This window comes from Xylella fastidiosa, from assembly GCF_011801475.1.
Classification (GTDB): Bacteria; Pseudomonadota; Gammaproteobacteria; order Xanthomonadales; family Xanthomonadaceae; genus Xylella; species Xylella fastidiosa.
The window spans coordinates 630189-644789 of sequence record NZ_CP044352.1 but is presented as its reverse complement, the minus strand read 5'-3'; the positions used below and the strand labels follow the sequence as shown (position 1 = coordinate 644789).

Below are 14601 nucleotides of genomic sequence, written 5' to 3'. Positions count from 1 at the left end.
ATAACAACGCACAACAGCAGTAAGACACTGTGCCCCTTACCTCAATCACACAAAGCCATCCAGCCTGGGGCTGAATCATAAGAAGTGCCATTTTTTGCCGTTCACCAATCATCGCCAATAATCACCAGTGGCATACAAAACCAGTCACCAGAGATTGCCTTGATCGCTATCCGGTTCTGAACCCCATTAGCTCACTATTCAATTCGCTGGCGCACCCATGAGGCAAACAAGATGCAATGCCAACACATTCATCACGAACAACAAGCATTGTCTATCTCATCAAACATACTCAGGTCATACCCCATACCCCCTAAAGACGGGAAAACGACCAAGACTGCATACGCCCCTCACAATACGGCATCACCCCATGGAATGGACGCGGATCATCGTCAAACACCAGCGGTAGGAACTTGGCATCCCCCTCCCACATGGGCAATTCGAATAAACGTTGGCGCTCGACCCATTCCAAAACACCTTCAGCATTGTGTGTTTTGGGTTCTCCCTGAAACGCATCAATCACAAACACAAAACCAAACCAATCATCCCCCTGTTTGCCAAAGCCCGGCCAACTGATCGTGCCTCGCAAACGGATTGAAAGGCAGTCAATCCCTGCTTCCTCATATAACTCACGGCGCATGCCAGCCAGAACATCCTCACCCGGTTCGACCTTGCCACCTAGACCGTTGTACTTGCCCAGGTGCGCATCTCCAGAACGCGCATTACGGTGAATCATCAACACACGGCATTGGTCCGGTGAAAGCACATAACCGAGCGTGGCAATGATCGGGGTATAAGCCATATGTACATTCAACAGCAAGAGAGTGAGGCGAGTATGCCTGCTTTCACAAAAGCCGTCGTCTTACGTCTTAGCCGCGCATCAGGCGGCACACACGATGTGACCGGCCAATAGCACTCAATGTCGCCATGCCGTGACCGCGTTCAGCCAAATAGTCCAACCACTTCCCAAGAAAAATATTCATGCGCATTCGATAATGCATCAACTCCCCCGGAAGAGGAGACAAACCAATCACATCTTGCCAACGACGCCCAACATAGCAATGCGTGGTTTCCACCTGTAAGGCATCACAATACAAGCGCACGTAAGCCGAGGGGTCCGGCTCACCGGTCATGGGGTCGCATAACTCGTAGGTTAAACGCAGATCGACCGTATAGCGGTGACGCTCGATCACATCCAGACACAGGTCCAGGCCATCGCCAATCACCGAAACGTAACTCCCCTTCTCCAGATCCCCTGGTGCGAACAACCTTTTCAAATGTCGGTAATTTTCCGCATACAGCGCCATGAGCCAACTCAAACGACTCAAACGGGGTATGCGCTGATGGAGCATCATGTCGTTCAGCATCGGCAGATGCTACACGGTTCACGGCACCAAAAGCAGTATCACAATGCCAGCAATCACGATCTGGTATGCCAGCGTATAAGTGACATCAAAACATCTCCCGCTGCAGTCCCAGGGTCACCAACACCTTGCTGGAGATTTCTTCAATAGAGGTATGCGTCGTACTCAACGTGGTGATCCGCTCCGCAGAAAACATCTGCTCAGCCGCTGCCACCTCACGTTTGCAAGTATCCAATGCCGCATAACGCGAATTGGGCCGCCGCTCTTGGCGAATCTGCTGCAATCGCTCCGGATTAATCGTTAAGCCAAACAGCTTTTTGCGATACGGGCGTAAGCGTAACGGCAATTGATCACTGTTCAAATCTTCATCAATAAGAGGATAGTTAGCAGCGCGTATTCCGTAATGCAAGGCCAAATAAATACAGGTGGGCGTCTTGCCCGCACGCGAAACAGCCACGAGAATCACTTCCGCCTCATCGTAACTCGCAGCGACGCCATCATCGTGAGCCAGCGCAAAATTCATCGCGTTGATACGGCGGTGGTAGGTTTCAAAATCGACCATGCCATGCGCTCGACCAACACAGGAGTGACGCGATGTATTGAGTTCATGTTCCAACAGTCCAATAAACGGCGCGAATACATCCAACATCAACGCACCGCTCTCGGCCAGAATCACGCTCAAATATGGATTCACGCAAGAATTGACCACAATCGGGCGAACCCGATACCGCTCACTTGCAGCTAAAATGCGTTGGCTGGCATCGCGTGCCTTCTCTGCATCATCAATGAATACCATACGCTCGGCGACGAAAGTAAAGCCGCTAAATTGAGTCAACAACGAATGTCCGATCGTTTCAGCGGTAATCCCCGTCCCATCGGACACATAAAACACAGGCCGGATTGTCGACATGCAAACTCCCTCAATTGACTGGCACCGAGACATCTCACCAATTTAAGCTTGTGCAGTCTTGCCTATGCACTGCATCATACGACCACTTTAATACGGACGCGGCCATACAGCCCTCCTCCAGGCGATGGCCCTAAACGGAGCATCGTACTTGAACGAAAATATCCTTTGGTTACATGAACTGCGCTTGACCGATCTGGCCCGCGTCGGTGGTAAAAATTCCTCACTCGGCGAAATGATCGGCAATCTCACTGCCCTTGGAGTCTCTGTTCCAGGTGGCTATGCCACCACCGCAGCAGCATTTAAAGCCTTTATCGCTTACAACAACCTGTCCAAACGGATCTACGACAAACTAGCCACCCTTGATGTTGAGGACGTCAAAGCACTGACAGCTGCCGGCAAAGAAATCCGCGACTGGGTCATTGACGCTCCATTACAACCAGAACTGGAGAAGGATATTCGTGACGCCTACGACACGTTGTCAAAAGACAATAGCGGCAACGACGTCGCCGTAGCGGTGCGCTCTTCAGCGACCGCGGAAGATTTACCAGACGCCTCATTCGCCGGCCAACAGGAAACCTTTCTTAATGTGATCGGCGCCGACCAGGTCGTACACAAAATTAAAGAAGTATTCGCAAGTCTTTATAACGATCGTGCAATTGCCTACCGCGTCCATCATGGCTTCAAGCACGAGGACGTATTCCTCTCCGCCGGAATACAACTGATGGTTCGCTCGGATATCAGTGCCTCCGGCGTGCTGTTCACTCTAGACACCGAGTCAGGCTTCCGCGAGGTGGTGTTCGTCACCGCCAGCTTCGGCCTTGGTGAAATGGTCGTACAGGGCGCCGTCAACCCAGACGAATTCTATGTCTATAAAAAGACGCTCAAAGCTGGCAAACCTGCCATCCTGCGCCGCACACTCGGCACCAAACTGGTGCGCATGGTCTATTCAGACGCCCCAGGAGAGCGCGTCAAGATCGAAGATACCCCAACTGAATTACGTCACTGCTTCGCCATCAGCGACGCTGACGTACAAGAGCTGGCGAGACAAGCACTGATTATTGAGCAGCACTACGGCCGCCCGATGGACATTGAATGGGCTAAGGATGGGATCAGCGGCAAATTATTTATTGTGCAGGCACGTCCGGAGACAGTGAAATCACGCAGTCACACCACCCAGATTGAACGCTTTGCACTCCAACAACCCGGCCAGATACTGACAGAGGGACGTGCCATCGGCCAGAAGATCGGCAGCGGCACAGCCCGTGTGGTGCACTCACTTGAGGACATGCACCACATGCAACCCGGCGATGTCCTGGTTGCAGACATGACCGACCCAGACTGGGAGCCAGTCATGAAACGCGCCAGCGCGATTGTCACCAATCGCGGCGGACGTACCTGCCACGCCGCCATTATCGCCCGTGAGCTGGGAGTACCCGCAGTGGTTGGCACCGGCAATGCGCTATCAATCATTCAAGACGGCCAACCCATCACGGTAAGCTGCGCCGAAGGTGACACCGGCTATATCTACGCCGGGAAACTACCGTTCGAACGCACCACAACAGACCTCGGCCACATGCCACCAGCGCCGCTAAAAATCATGATGAATGTTGCCAATCCGGAACGTGCGTTCGACTTTGGGCAACTCCCGAATGCCGGTATCGGCTTGGCACGCCTGGAAATGATCATCGCCGCACACATCGGCGTGCACCCAAAAGCACTTCTGGAATACCACAAACAAGATGCTGACACGAAACAGAAGATTGACGCCAAGATTGCCGGTTATCCTGATCCAGTCAGCTTCTACGTCAACCGCCTCGCCGAAGGTATTGCGACCCTGACCGCCTCAGTCGCACCCCATACGGTCATCGTGCGCCTGTCGGACTTCAAATCCAACGAATACGCACACCTGATCGGTGGCCAGCACTATGAGCCACAAGAAGAAAACCCGATGCTCGGCTTCCGCGGTGCCAGCCGTTACGTCGACCCTTCATTCAGCGATGCCTTCGCATTAGAGTGCAAAGCAGTACTAAAAGTCCGTAACGAGATGGGTCTAGATAACCTCTGGGTGATGATTCCATTTGTACGCACTTTGGAAGAAGGTCGCAAAGTGATCGACGTACTGCGACAAAATGGCTTAAAACAGGGAGAAAATGGTTTAAAAGTGATCATGATGTGCGAAGTGCCCTCCAACGCACTGCTGGCTGATGAATTCCTGGATATCTTCGACGGCTTCTCAATCGGCTCCAACGATCTCACCCAACTTTCCCTAGGTCTGGACCGCGACTCCTCCATCGTCGCCCCTCTATTTGACGAGCGCAATCCAGCCGTCAAAAAACTACTGTCAATGGCAATAAAAGCGGCACGTTCCAAGGGAAAATACATTGGAATCTGCGGCCAAGGCCCATCCGATCATCCAGACTTGGCCGAATGGCTGATGCAAGAAGGCATAGAATCCCTGTCACTGAACCCAGATACCGTCGTCGATACTTGGCTACGCTTGGCAAAACTAAAAACGGTGCACTAAATGGACTGGACTAAATTACTATCAAACATCGTATCGCCTGCAACAGTGACGACGTTCCACGGCAGATTCAACTGGACACGGATCGACTGGATCCACATCCTCATGAATCTGACCGCCGCCGCCGCCATCGCCATCCTTGGTGTATGGTTGAGCAAACGCCTGAGCAACGGGCTGCATCGCATCCTGATCCGCGCGCACGTTGAAATCACACTAGCCAACTTCCTGCGGAATATCGCATACGCGCTGCTTTTGATCGTTGTCTCTGTCAGCGTCCTGCAACGCCTTGGTGTTCCAGCAACATCCTTAGCCGCAGTGGTCGGTGCAACCGGATTAGCAGTTGGCCTCGCACTGAAAGATTCACTCTCCAACATCGCAGCAGGAGTGATGCTCATCGTATTAGGCCCAGTCCGTAGTGGTGACCACGTTGTCATCGCCGGCCAAGAAGGCATCATTGATGAAATCCGGATATTCCAAACCCGGCTACGTACCTTCGATCAGCGCATCATCACCTTACCAAACAGCACAATCACTACAGTACCTATCATCAATTACAGCACCCTGCCAACCCGTCGGGTTGAAATCACTGTCGGTGTCAGCTATCAAGACAACTTAAAGCAGGCACAGGAACTACTGGTAAAAATTGCCCGCGAAAATCCAAAAATATTGGATGACCCTGCACCCTTGGTGTATGTCAACAACCTTGGAGAAAGTAGCGTAGACCTTCTGCTATTGGCCTACACCCAGAACGACAACTTCAACCCTGCCAAAAGCGAGATCCTTGAACAAATTCACAATCAACTACCTGAAAATGGGTTGAACATCCCCTATCCACAACGTGACCTACATCTCTACCACCACGACACCAACAACGGAAAAATCGCCTCACTGCTATTACCTAGCGTGACCGACAAAAGCTAAGGCCAACACAAAGGGCCACCGCTGGCCTGCCAACATTGAAAGTACACCCACGCCCAGGGGGTGGGTGTCACTCACGTCCCAACCAACCCCACAATGCCACTTAAACACAACCAATACGCCCTGCCTCTGCTCCTTTCAACCTCAACAATGGCTCTAACGTCCATGCATCTGCCCTCTCCTCGCGCAGATGCTCAGACCAGTGAACAAGCCATTCCTCGGACTGTCAGACTACTGACAAACCAGCGAATGTCCCCATTGATTTCCGGTAATGACGCAATTCCGCGATTGAATCATAGATATCGCTCAGCGCCGTGTGACTGGACGTTTTGACCACACCATCCAGGATACTGGGGGACCAACACCCAGCCAATTCCTTCAGCGTGGACACATCCAGATTACGGTAATGGAAATAGCGCTCCAAACACGGCATCTGCCGATGCAAGAAACGTCGATCCTGACAAATCGAATTACCACACATCGGTGAAGCCCCGATTTTGACCCATTGCTGTAAAAAAGCAATCGTGCTTGCTTCAGCCTGAGCATGCTGAATTTCACTATTAAGCACACGCTGCCATAACCCAGAATGGCGGTGTTGATTACGGTTCCACTCATCCATTGCTTCCAACACATTCAAAGGATGACTGATGGCAAACTCAGGACCCTCAGCAAGCACATTGAGCTGAGCATCCGTCACCACCGTAGCGATCTCAATGATCGAATCGCGATGGGTATCCAGCCCTGTCATTTCCAAATCGATCCAAATCAGCCGCCTGTCACTTTCGACTACGGGGAGCTCTGCAACCATATCACCATCCTTTGCACTTTAATCACCCATATCAATCATATGAACCAAATATGATACGCCCGATCATTCACCATAAACCTGATGCAAACAGCGGATCGGCAACTGCAACACAATCAAGTCATCATCATTGACACCAAACCAATTCAAATATTTCCCCGGGCGAACGACTACCCAAATCGCGTAAAAGTCACGCATCACGCATCACGCATCACGCATCACTAAAGTTGATCGCAAAACACTGCCAGATCTGATGAAAGCAGCCCAAACAATAAGCAACTCACACTGAGTGATGGATGCAATGACATGTGATTCACCCATGCCCTTACAGAAAAAGATGATCCCAATGAAATCAAACAATAGACCTACTTCACAGCAGTGATGAAACAACAATCGCAATAGCTAAATGACATCTGAAAATTCACATAGAACGAATAGTTCCCCTGGAAAACTAAGAGTTGCCCCTCTATAGCAGATCGGCATCCCTTCCGTTCCGTAACACAGTGAGGTTTTCAATGCAAACTAAAGCAATGACCAAAGGACTCGCACGTGAATTTCCATCTGCACCAATACGTGAGCTGGCTGAAACTGAGTTGCACTTCATCGTTGGTGGTTCCTCTCAGGAACAATCAGATCAACAAACTCAACCTAAGAATCCAAATTACTTGGATGAACAAAGACAAACTCAGATCGTAGGTCCGTCTTCATTCGATATGGACAATGTAAAGTTCTGATAACAAGGTCAAACCCACCAACAGCCCCTGAGTACCGCAGACGCCATACTCTATGTAGTGTGGTGTCTTTGATTAGACAAAAAAAATCAATTCATCATTATCCAAGTTATCTCAACTGAATAGTGCATCCCTGGCGACACCCTGCGCGCAGAAACTACTATCACGCTTACTGACTTCAGTCCTCATCCTGCCTCTGCCGCCACTCACGGGGAGTCATACCACATTGCGCTTTGAATGCACGGGACAATGCAGCTTCACTGCCATAACCAACCTCAACAGCAATCGTCTTTAACAACTGTCGTCCTTGACGTAAAGCTTGCTGAGCCAGCTTGACGCGCCAACCTTGCAGATAGACACCAGGGGTACAACCGACAACACGACGAAAAGTACCAGCGAACACACTGCGAGACATCCCCGCAAGATAGGCCAACGCCTCCAATGACCATCCCCGTTCCGGCTGCTCGTGCATGGCAACCAACACCTTGCGCAGCTTGGGATGCGACAAACCGGCCAACATGCCACCGGCCACCCCGCCCGTTTCCATCAGATATCGCAACATCTGAATCAACACCACCTCGAACAACCGATCAATCAACACACGGCGACCGCAATGATCGCCAAACGCTTCATCAAACAGCAGCTCCAGCACCTGAGCGGCGCCATCAATGTTCTCCAAGGGTAAACAGACGACATCTGGTAACGCCCCCGCCACTTGATTCGCACTCCCACCTTCGAAGTCAAGTTGCGCACAAACCAAGTCAGCGCCACATTGCGCGTCGGCAACAAAGCGACGGGACATGGGGCGCGGATAGAACAACAAACTGGGAACACTCACCTGAAGCAACTCCCTACCTGGATGAATAACATCCATCGCCCCACTTCTGAGCAGATGTACCTGACCGCCTTCAGCCGGAACGGAAAAATCCGTGATACCGCACAAGGTACCCGAATGGAACATCCGCGCGCGAACAGGAAAGTGATTCAGCAACGCCTCCAGACGATCAGTACATGCACCCGTCACTTCGATACTCATTATCAATATTTCAGTACTTTTAGTGACTAAAAATACTTAATTGAGTCATAAAATTCATCTTACCAAAGGAATCCAACCAAACCCCTTACATCACAAAGGATGTCACTCATCACACCAAAACTCGCAGTACCCGACCGTACTTCAACATCACTCACAACAACATCAACGTGCATTTGAATGTCCCAAATGTACCCACCTATCACTGAGGATCAACCCTATGAAATTCACCCGCAAACTAGCCACCGCTGCCATCTTGGCACTGGCATCCACCTCATCCCAAGCCGCCGGCAGCCCTGGTGTCGAACACCGCACCCAAGCCTTCCTCGAAGACTTAGCGAAGGGAGGGGGAGCACCGATCGAAACCCTGTCGCCTGCCAACGCACGCCAAGTGCTTGTAAACGCACAAAAGGGAGCCAAACTGCCACCTGCAGACGTGAGCGAAAAGACCATCACCATTGATGGCAAGCAGATTGTGTTGAACATCGTTCGTCCAGCCGGCGTCAAAGGCATCCTGCCTGGCTTCATGTTCGTCCACGGCGGCGGCTGGGTTCTTGGAGACTTCCAAACCCACGAACGCCTTGTACGTGATCTGGTGTCCGATTCCGGCGCAGTAGCCATCTTCGTAAACTACACCCCGTCCCCGGAAGCACGCTACCCAGTGGCTATCAATGAAATCTACGCAGCAACCCAGTGGGTAGCCGAACACGGCGCGCAGATCAATGTCGACGGTCAACGCCTCGCCATCGTGGGAAACAGCGTCGGCGGCAATATGGCAACCGTGGTAGCACAGATGGCCAAAGAAAAAGGCACACCAGCGCTACGCGCACAAGTGCTGTTCTGGCCAGTCACTAATGCAAACTTTGAAAACACCTCTTACAACGAATTCGCAAACGGTCACTTCCTTACAAAAAACATGATGAAATGGTTCTGGGATGCCTATACCACTGATTCCAAACAGCGTCAGGACATCTACGCATCACCGCTGCTAGCCACAGCCGAACAATTGAAGGGCCTACCACCCACCCTGATCCAAACCGCTGAGAAAGATGTGCTCCGTGACGAAGGCGAGGCCTATGCACGCAAACTTGACGCAGCCGGCGTCAACGTCGTCATCACCCGCTACAACGGCATGATTCACGACTTCGGGCTCCTCAATGTACTCGCCGACCTACCTGCCACTCGCGCTGCGTTACACCAGGCAAGCGAAGAACTGAAGATACACCTGCGTTAACGTCTGACGCTAGCTGGCCCAACATCCGATTGCTGTTGGGCTAGCCCCCTGAATGTTTTAAAGACGCCTCGAGAAAAATTCCAAATCCCGCCCCACACACTACCCCTAAGGCTGCACAACCGTGACCATTGCAGGAGCAACCCGCCCTGTACCACGCAACGCCGGTCGGTACATATCCTCCACCAGAGAGGGCGGCACATTGTAACTACCTGGCGTCACCGCCCGAACCAAATAGAAGAGATTGGCCGTCCTGCCGCCCGTCAACTGCAACATTGCGACATAACGATCATCGCGGAACTCCTCATGCTTGATATCGGCAGCATCGGCACGCTCACTGAGCGCGATCCCATCCACCGTCACATCAGCCCATTGCCTGGTCTCACCAAGATTGAAATTCTCGATCTCCAGCCCCGCCGGTAACAGATCGGTCAACAACGCATCCGGCATATTCTGCTTCGATGTGACACTCACCCGCACGATCAACGCCTGCCCCTCCTTCAATGGCCCCGGTGTCCACGGCTTGCCGTCGACGGTGTACCAACGGCGCACCACTAACAGTTGGCTATCATCCGATACCGGCGCTTGACGCGGGATACCCGCAACCTCAAAACTGGCGTACAACGGTACATCCCCTTGCGGTACAAAACGCACCCCACGCGCCAAAGCAGCCGCATCAAAACTCCGACCAATCAGCCTACTTGCAGCAATATCCTCGCGCTGCTTGCCCACGTACAACGTTCCGGACACCTGCTTCTTCTGATCGACCAACAACGCCCTACCCAGTTGCGCTAGCGCCACCTGCTCCTGAGTGCTCAACCACAACCAGCCACTACGGCGACGCGCTTGCAGATCACGTCCTAAGGCCATCACACGGGCCTCATAGGCCGGCTTCGCCAGACCATGGGCACGCACCAAGGCAATCATCAACGCATTATCACGAATCACGCTGCCGTAATCACCGAACACCTCCGGTCGACCACCCTCCGATTTGGCAAAGCCCGCTTCAATGGCCGCTTCACCACGCTTGCGGTCACCCTGCAAACTCAGAGCAACACCCAAATGCACCAACGACAGACCGCTCACTGCCTTACCACGCTCATTGTCATACAGCGTACGCAACGTCCCCAACGGAGCGCGATTGACACGTGCCAACACATAACCCGACCACGCCTGGTGGGCGAACATCAGTGCCTCACTTTGATCATTACCGTAAAACAGATGAGCACCAGACAGCAGATCCTCACTCAACCGGTTTAATGCCTTCTGGAGCACTGCATCGGACACAGCAAAACCAGCATCCTTAGCATCCAGCAAGAAACCAGCGATATAAGGTGTCAACACCGGATTGACATCACTGTTTCCCCCCCACATTGAGAAATGGCCATTCGTCGTCTGCAACGACGCCAACCGCCCCAAAGCACCTTCCAAGCGTTCCAGGCGCTGTGCTGGAGTCACCCCCTGAATGCCTAGCGACCGGATAGTGGCATCGTCTAACCACAGCGCAGCATAGCCCTTACTGGCCGTCTGCTCAGCACAGCCATACGGATACTCAAACACCCCCTGCAACACACTGGCAAACGGGATTGGTGCCAATGTACTGACAGACAAGCGCGCATTGACCGAATCAGGCATCAGCCCCTTGGCCAACGCCGGATCAAACGCAATTGGTGCCAGGACATTCAACACATGCGCCTGCGTGCGTAATCCCTGTGGCCAAACCGCACGCACCGGCAAATCATAGTGGCGCTCCGCCTTGGAGCCATTACCCTCCACCCGCACCCGCACTTGCGCCACGCTATTTCCCTCCAACGCACGCAACGGAAAATTAAGCGTAGTCTTGCCATCAATGCCAAGCGTGACACTGCGGCCAGCCTCAGCTACCACCAACGGGCCAACACCCTCGACCTTCACCGCAAATTTGCCCTGCTTACCTGTGAAGTTCTGCACATCCACTGTCACCGTACTGCGATCACCCGGTGCCATCACGCGCGGCATGCTGGCTTCGGCCAGAATGGGCGCACGCACCACCGTCTCAGCATCGCGCTGACCATAACGAGTGTCGCTATACACCAACGCCGACACACGCAAAGCACCATTGAAGTCAGGAACCGGCAGTTGGATATGCGCATTCCCTTTCGCATCCAGCTTGACCGCACCGGAAAATAGGTCAACGGTCTGTGACAGCGCCGTCGGACGCTTTGCCTGCGGCAATGGCGGCAATGCCATATCACCACCAAACTTCAGCCTGCCGGTACCGCCCTCGAAACTTTCAATCACCCGCCCATAAATATCGTACGCATCCACACTCAAACGGCGTTGGGCAAAAAAATGCGCCGCAGCATCCGGCACCGGGAAGCCGGTAATGTTAAGGATGCCTGCATCCACCGCAGAAATCGTCACATGCGCCTGTTTTCCGGCCAACTCCGGTACGCTGACAGTCACCGGCAACGATTGTGCCGGACGCACCTGCTTAGGCACCACAAGACCAACCGCTACACGCCGCTCCTTGCGCTGCATCGGAACATAAGCCTCCCCAACCGCACGTGCCGGAGTGGTGTTGTTAGAAGCGCTGCCGCCACGGAACACTAATGCAGTGACGTAAACATCATGACGCTCCCAATCAGCAGTCACCGGAATCTCAAGGGTAGTGCTCGGATTGGCGTCGATCGCTTGCACATACAAAGGCTTGTCACTCTCCACCAACAACAGCCCCTTGCCCGGGTGCGGTGGAGTGATGGTCACCTTTAAAGTATCACCAGCACGGTAACTGGTTTTATCCAAGGCTAATTTGACCTTGTCCGGACGCGCATCCAAACCGCGGTTATCGTCTCCCCAACTCCAGCCTGCACGGAATGGATAACGCATGGTCAAACCGGTCACCGGATCGAATACCTCCAACCGATAATCCCCCCACTCCACGGGCAACGACAACGTGGTGGTGTGACTCGAGGAAATGTCCACCGTCCGCGTCTCCTTATTCTCGAAACGCCGCGTAAAGTCATAATCCCAGCGGCCATCGCTGTAACGCCAATGATAGTCACGCAACTCACGGACCAACGTCGCCTTCAACCCTTTAGCGGATTGCGGTTTACCATCAACACCAACCCGGGTCAGTTCAAAGCGCGCCATGCCGTTCGCATCAGCCCCCGAGGCAACATCAAAAAGTGGACGCACCCCCACCAATGCATCAGCCGGCCACAGCACCCGCTTGAGGCTCCGAGTAACGGGGCGCCCCCCACTCTCGTAGACACTCCCTGAAACAACCACGGCCATTGGACTCACCGGCTTGGCCTCTTCAGGCAGCACAATGTCATGAACCAGATGGCCATCCGCGCCAAGCGTGATATCAATGGTCTCCTTCGCCCCACGCGGCAGTTGCAACGTGGCATCGCCGAAAAACCAGCCGGGCATATTGTCCAACGGATGCTGTTCAACCGCGACGGCGAGATTTGCAGTAAAACGATTACCTGCCGCCGGTGCGCCATACAAATACGCCGCATCAGCCGTCAACGTGAACGGTGCCTTTGCCCGCAGCACCGGCTGCGCACTGGACAGCTCTAACTTCATCCGTTCTGGAAGAAATTCCTCAACCCGCACAGCCAACCCCTGTACCGCCTCCTTACTGGCCGGATCGGTACGGAACTCAACCCGCCAACGCCCGGTGGGAGCATCGGACGGAATCTTCTGCGTGAACTCCAGATATCCCTGCTCGGCAGGCTGCAACCTGGTCTCCCGGAAAGTTTTACCATCCGGTTGCTTCAAACGCAGGAACACCGGCTGCGGCTTCACTGGCTTGCCATCACGATCACGCAACAACGCCGATATACGCAGCATTTCCCCCGGACGGTACAAATCACGTCCGGACCAAGCAAACACATCAAACCACGGGTTCTCACGCCCAGCGACCGCAAACTCGCTCAGGTCCAACGCCGGCTGATTAAATGGAAGAATCGATATGTCGCGGCCATTGCGCGATACCAGCACATGGCCAGCATTCAAAGTGTAATTGAGCAACGCATTGCCATTATCATCGGTGGCGCCCTGCAACACGGTCTCACCTTTGGCGTCGAGAACGAGGAGGTCAACCTGCTTATAAGGATTTCCGCTGCGCAACGACGCGGTATGCACAAACAACTTATCTTTGTAAGCACGGGCGTGCAGACCAATATTGCTGACACTGAAAAAAGCCGTTTCAAACGCATCGCTGAAACTGCCAGTCGGCTTCATCACGGCGAAATACAGCCCTGGCTCACGCAGCTCCCTGATGTTCTGGATCGGCAGATAGGTCAGCGCGCGTTCGTTTTTCTTACCATCGAGTACGAAGCGGGTCACGTAGACGGGATCAGCCAACTCCGATAAGCGCTTCCTGGAATTGCCTTGATTGCTCAACTCCCAACTACTACGCTGCCCGGCCTTATGGTACCGAGCCAAAAATGCTGGTAACGCCTTTTCGCGCACGCGCATAAACTCAACATCCACCTCAGGAACGTTAACCGAAACAACCGGCACACCACGGCTGCCGCGCGCCGGAAGAATGCTTCCCCGGGAAGCAAAACCAACCACTGGATCCAGTTCGCCGGTATACACCGGCTCCTTGCGACTTTTACCCAAACGGCTCCCAGTCGCAGCAAGCAAATCCCCGGAGATCAATACCGTATAGTGCTTGTCTGCCTCAACATAAGGATAACGGAGCGTCTTGGCGTCATCGGACAGCGACCAACCCCCATCATGATTACCGCTGCCCTGCTCTAAACGGACCAACGTGTCGAATTCCTGCGTCGCTGCCAACGGCTGTGAGAATTCCAGTGCCAGCGCCAATTCACCATCATGCTGATCCGGATAAGCGCGTACTAGGACGAACCCCTTGACCGGCTCTTTTGCCACAGCAACCGGCTCACCACTGCTCTGCGGCAACTGGCCGTTGTGGTTGCGGTTACAGCCGAATGAAAAAGCAACCGTCAACAACAACACAGCACGTGGGATCCAACCGCGGACCAACGGACGCAACATCATTGCAACACGGTCTCTCATTTAGGAGTACTCCACAGATAGTCACCCGCAGTATAGCGACACAGATCACGTATGCAT

Annotated in this window: 10 protein-coding genes; 4 read left to right on the top strand and 6 right to left on the bottom strand. The window is 53.3% G+C overall.

Annotation, left to right across the window (positions count from 1 at the left end):
* Positions 1-310: 310 nt before the first annotated feature.
* From F7G16_RS02780 to ppsR, 3 genes are all read right to left on the bottom strand, one after another.
* A complete protein-coding gene (locus F7G16_RS02780; RefSeq protein WP_004087369.1) occupies positions 311-799 on the bottom strand; it encodes an NUDIX hydrolase in 489 nt (162 codons plus the stop codon).
* Positions 800-866: 67 nt separating this feature from the next.
* Positions 867-1364, bottom strand: coding sequence for a DUF1249 domain-containing protein (locus F7G16_RS02775; protein WP_004087370.1), 498 nt, complete (start codon positions 1362-1364; stop codon positions 867-869).
* Positions 1365-1449: 85 nt separating this feature from the next.
* Complete coding sequence (ppsR, locus tag F7G16_RS02770; RefSeq protein ID WP_004087371.1) at positions 1450-2271, bottom strand: posphoenolpyruvate synthetase regulatory kinase/phosphorylase PpsR; 822 nt, start codon at positions 2269-2271, stop codon at positions 1450-1452.
* 148 nt (positions 2272-2419) lie between these two features.
* On the opposite strand from ppsR, the gene ppsA reads away from it, so the two are divergent.
* Both ppsA and F7G16_RS02760 read left to right on the top strand, forming a co-directional pair.
* Positions 2420-4795: a phosphoenolpyruvate synthase gene (ppsA, locus tag F7G16_RS02765; protein ID WP_038231631.1), complete on the top strand. Its 2376-nt coding sequence runs from the start codon at positions 2420-2422 to the stop codon at positions 4793-4795.
* Positions 4796-5713: a mechanosensitive ion channel family protein gene (locus tag F7G16_RS02760; protein ID WP_004087373.1), complete on the top strand. Its 918-nt coding sequence runs from the start codon at positions 4796-4798 to the stop codon at positions 5711-5713.
* Between the two features lie 223 nt (positions 5714-5936).
* On the opposite strand, the gene orn is transcribed toward F7G16_RS02760, so the two are convergent.
* Positions 5937-6518, bottom strand: coding sequence for an oligoribonuclease (orn, locus tag F7G16_RS02755; protein ID WP_004087374.1), 582 nt, complete (start codon positions 6516-6518; stop codon positions 5937-5939).
* 512 nt (positions 6519-7030) lie between these two features.
* Here orn and F7G16_RS02750 point away from each other — a divergent pair.
* Positions 7031-7249, top strand: a complete 219-nt coding sequence (locus F7G16_RS02750) for a hypothetical protein (protein WP_004087375.1) — start codon at positions 7031-7033, stop codon at positions 7247-7249.
* A gap of 175 nt (positions 7250-7424) precedes the next feature.
* Here the strand turns inward: F7G16_RS02750 and F7G16_RS02745 are convergent, their stop codons facing one another.
* The gene (locus F7G16_RS02745; protein ID WP_004087376.1) at positions 7425-8282 is read right to left on the bottom strand and encodes an AraC family transcriptional regulator; all 858 of its coding nucleotides are present in this window, start codon (positions 8280-8282) and stop codon (positions 7425-7427) included.
* 217 nt (positions 8283-8499) lie between these two features.
* Here F7G16_RS02745 and F7G16_RS02740 point away from each other — a divergent pair, with 217 nt between their 5' ends.
* The gene (locus F7G16_RS02740) at positions 8500-9513 is read left to right on the top strand and encodes an alpha/beta hydrolase (RefSeq protein ID WP_004087377.1); all 1014 of its coding nucleotides are present in this window, start codon (positions 8500-8502) and stop codon (positions 9511-9513) included.
* 105 nt (positions 9514-9618) lie between these two features.
* On the opposite strand, the gene F7G16_RS02735 is transcribed toward F7G16_RS02740, so the two are convergent.
* A complete protein-coding gene (locus tag F7G16_RS02735; protein WP_413790133.1) occupies positions 9619-14523 on the bottom strand; it encodes an alpha-2-macroglobulin family protein in 4905 nt (1634 codons plus the stop codon).
* Positions 14524-14601 lie beyond the last annotated feature (78 nt).

Coding starts and splice junctions, on each gene's coding strand:
- F7G16_RS02750 (WP_004087375.1), top strand. CDS start 7,031: ATGCAAACTAAAGCAATGACCAAAGGACTCGCACGTGAATTTCCATCT.
- F7G16_RS02780 (WP_004087369.1), bottom strand. CDS start 799: ATGGCTTATACCCCGATCATTGCCACGCTCGGTTATGTGCTTTCACCG.
- F7G16_RS02740 (WP_004087377.1), top strand. CDS start 8,500: ATGAAATTCACCCGCAAACTAGCCACCGCTGCCATCTTGGCACTGGCA.
- F7G16_RS02735 (WP_413790133.1), bottom strand. CDS start 14,523: ATGTTGCGTCCGTTGGTCCGCGGTTGGATCCCACGTGCTGTGTTGTTG.
- F7G16_RS02775 (WP_004087370.1), bottom strand. CDS start 1,364: ATGCTGAACGACATGATGCTCCATCAGCGCATACCCCGTTTGAGTCGT.
- ppsR (WP_004087371.1), bottom strand. CDS start 2,271: ATGTCGACAATCCGGCCTGTGTTTTATGTGTCCGATGGGACGGGGATT.
- orn (WP_004087374.1), bottom strand. CDS start 6,518: ATGGTTGCAGAGCTCCCCGTAGTCGAAAGTGACAGGCGGCTGATTTGG.
- F7G16_RS02745 (WP_004087376.1), bottom strand. CDS start 8,282: ATGAGTATCGAAGTGACGGGTGCATGTACTGATCGTCTGGAGGCGTTG.
- F7G16_RS02760 (WP_004087373.1), top strand. CDS start 4,796: ATGGACTGGACTAAATTACTATCAAACATCGTATCGCCTGCAACAGTG.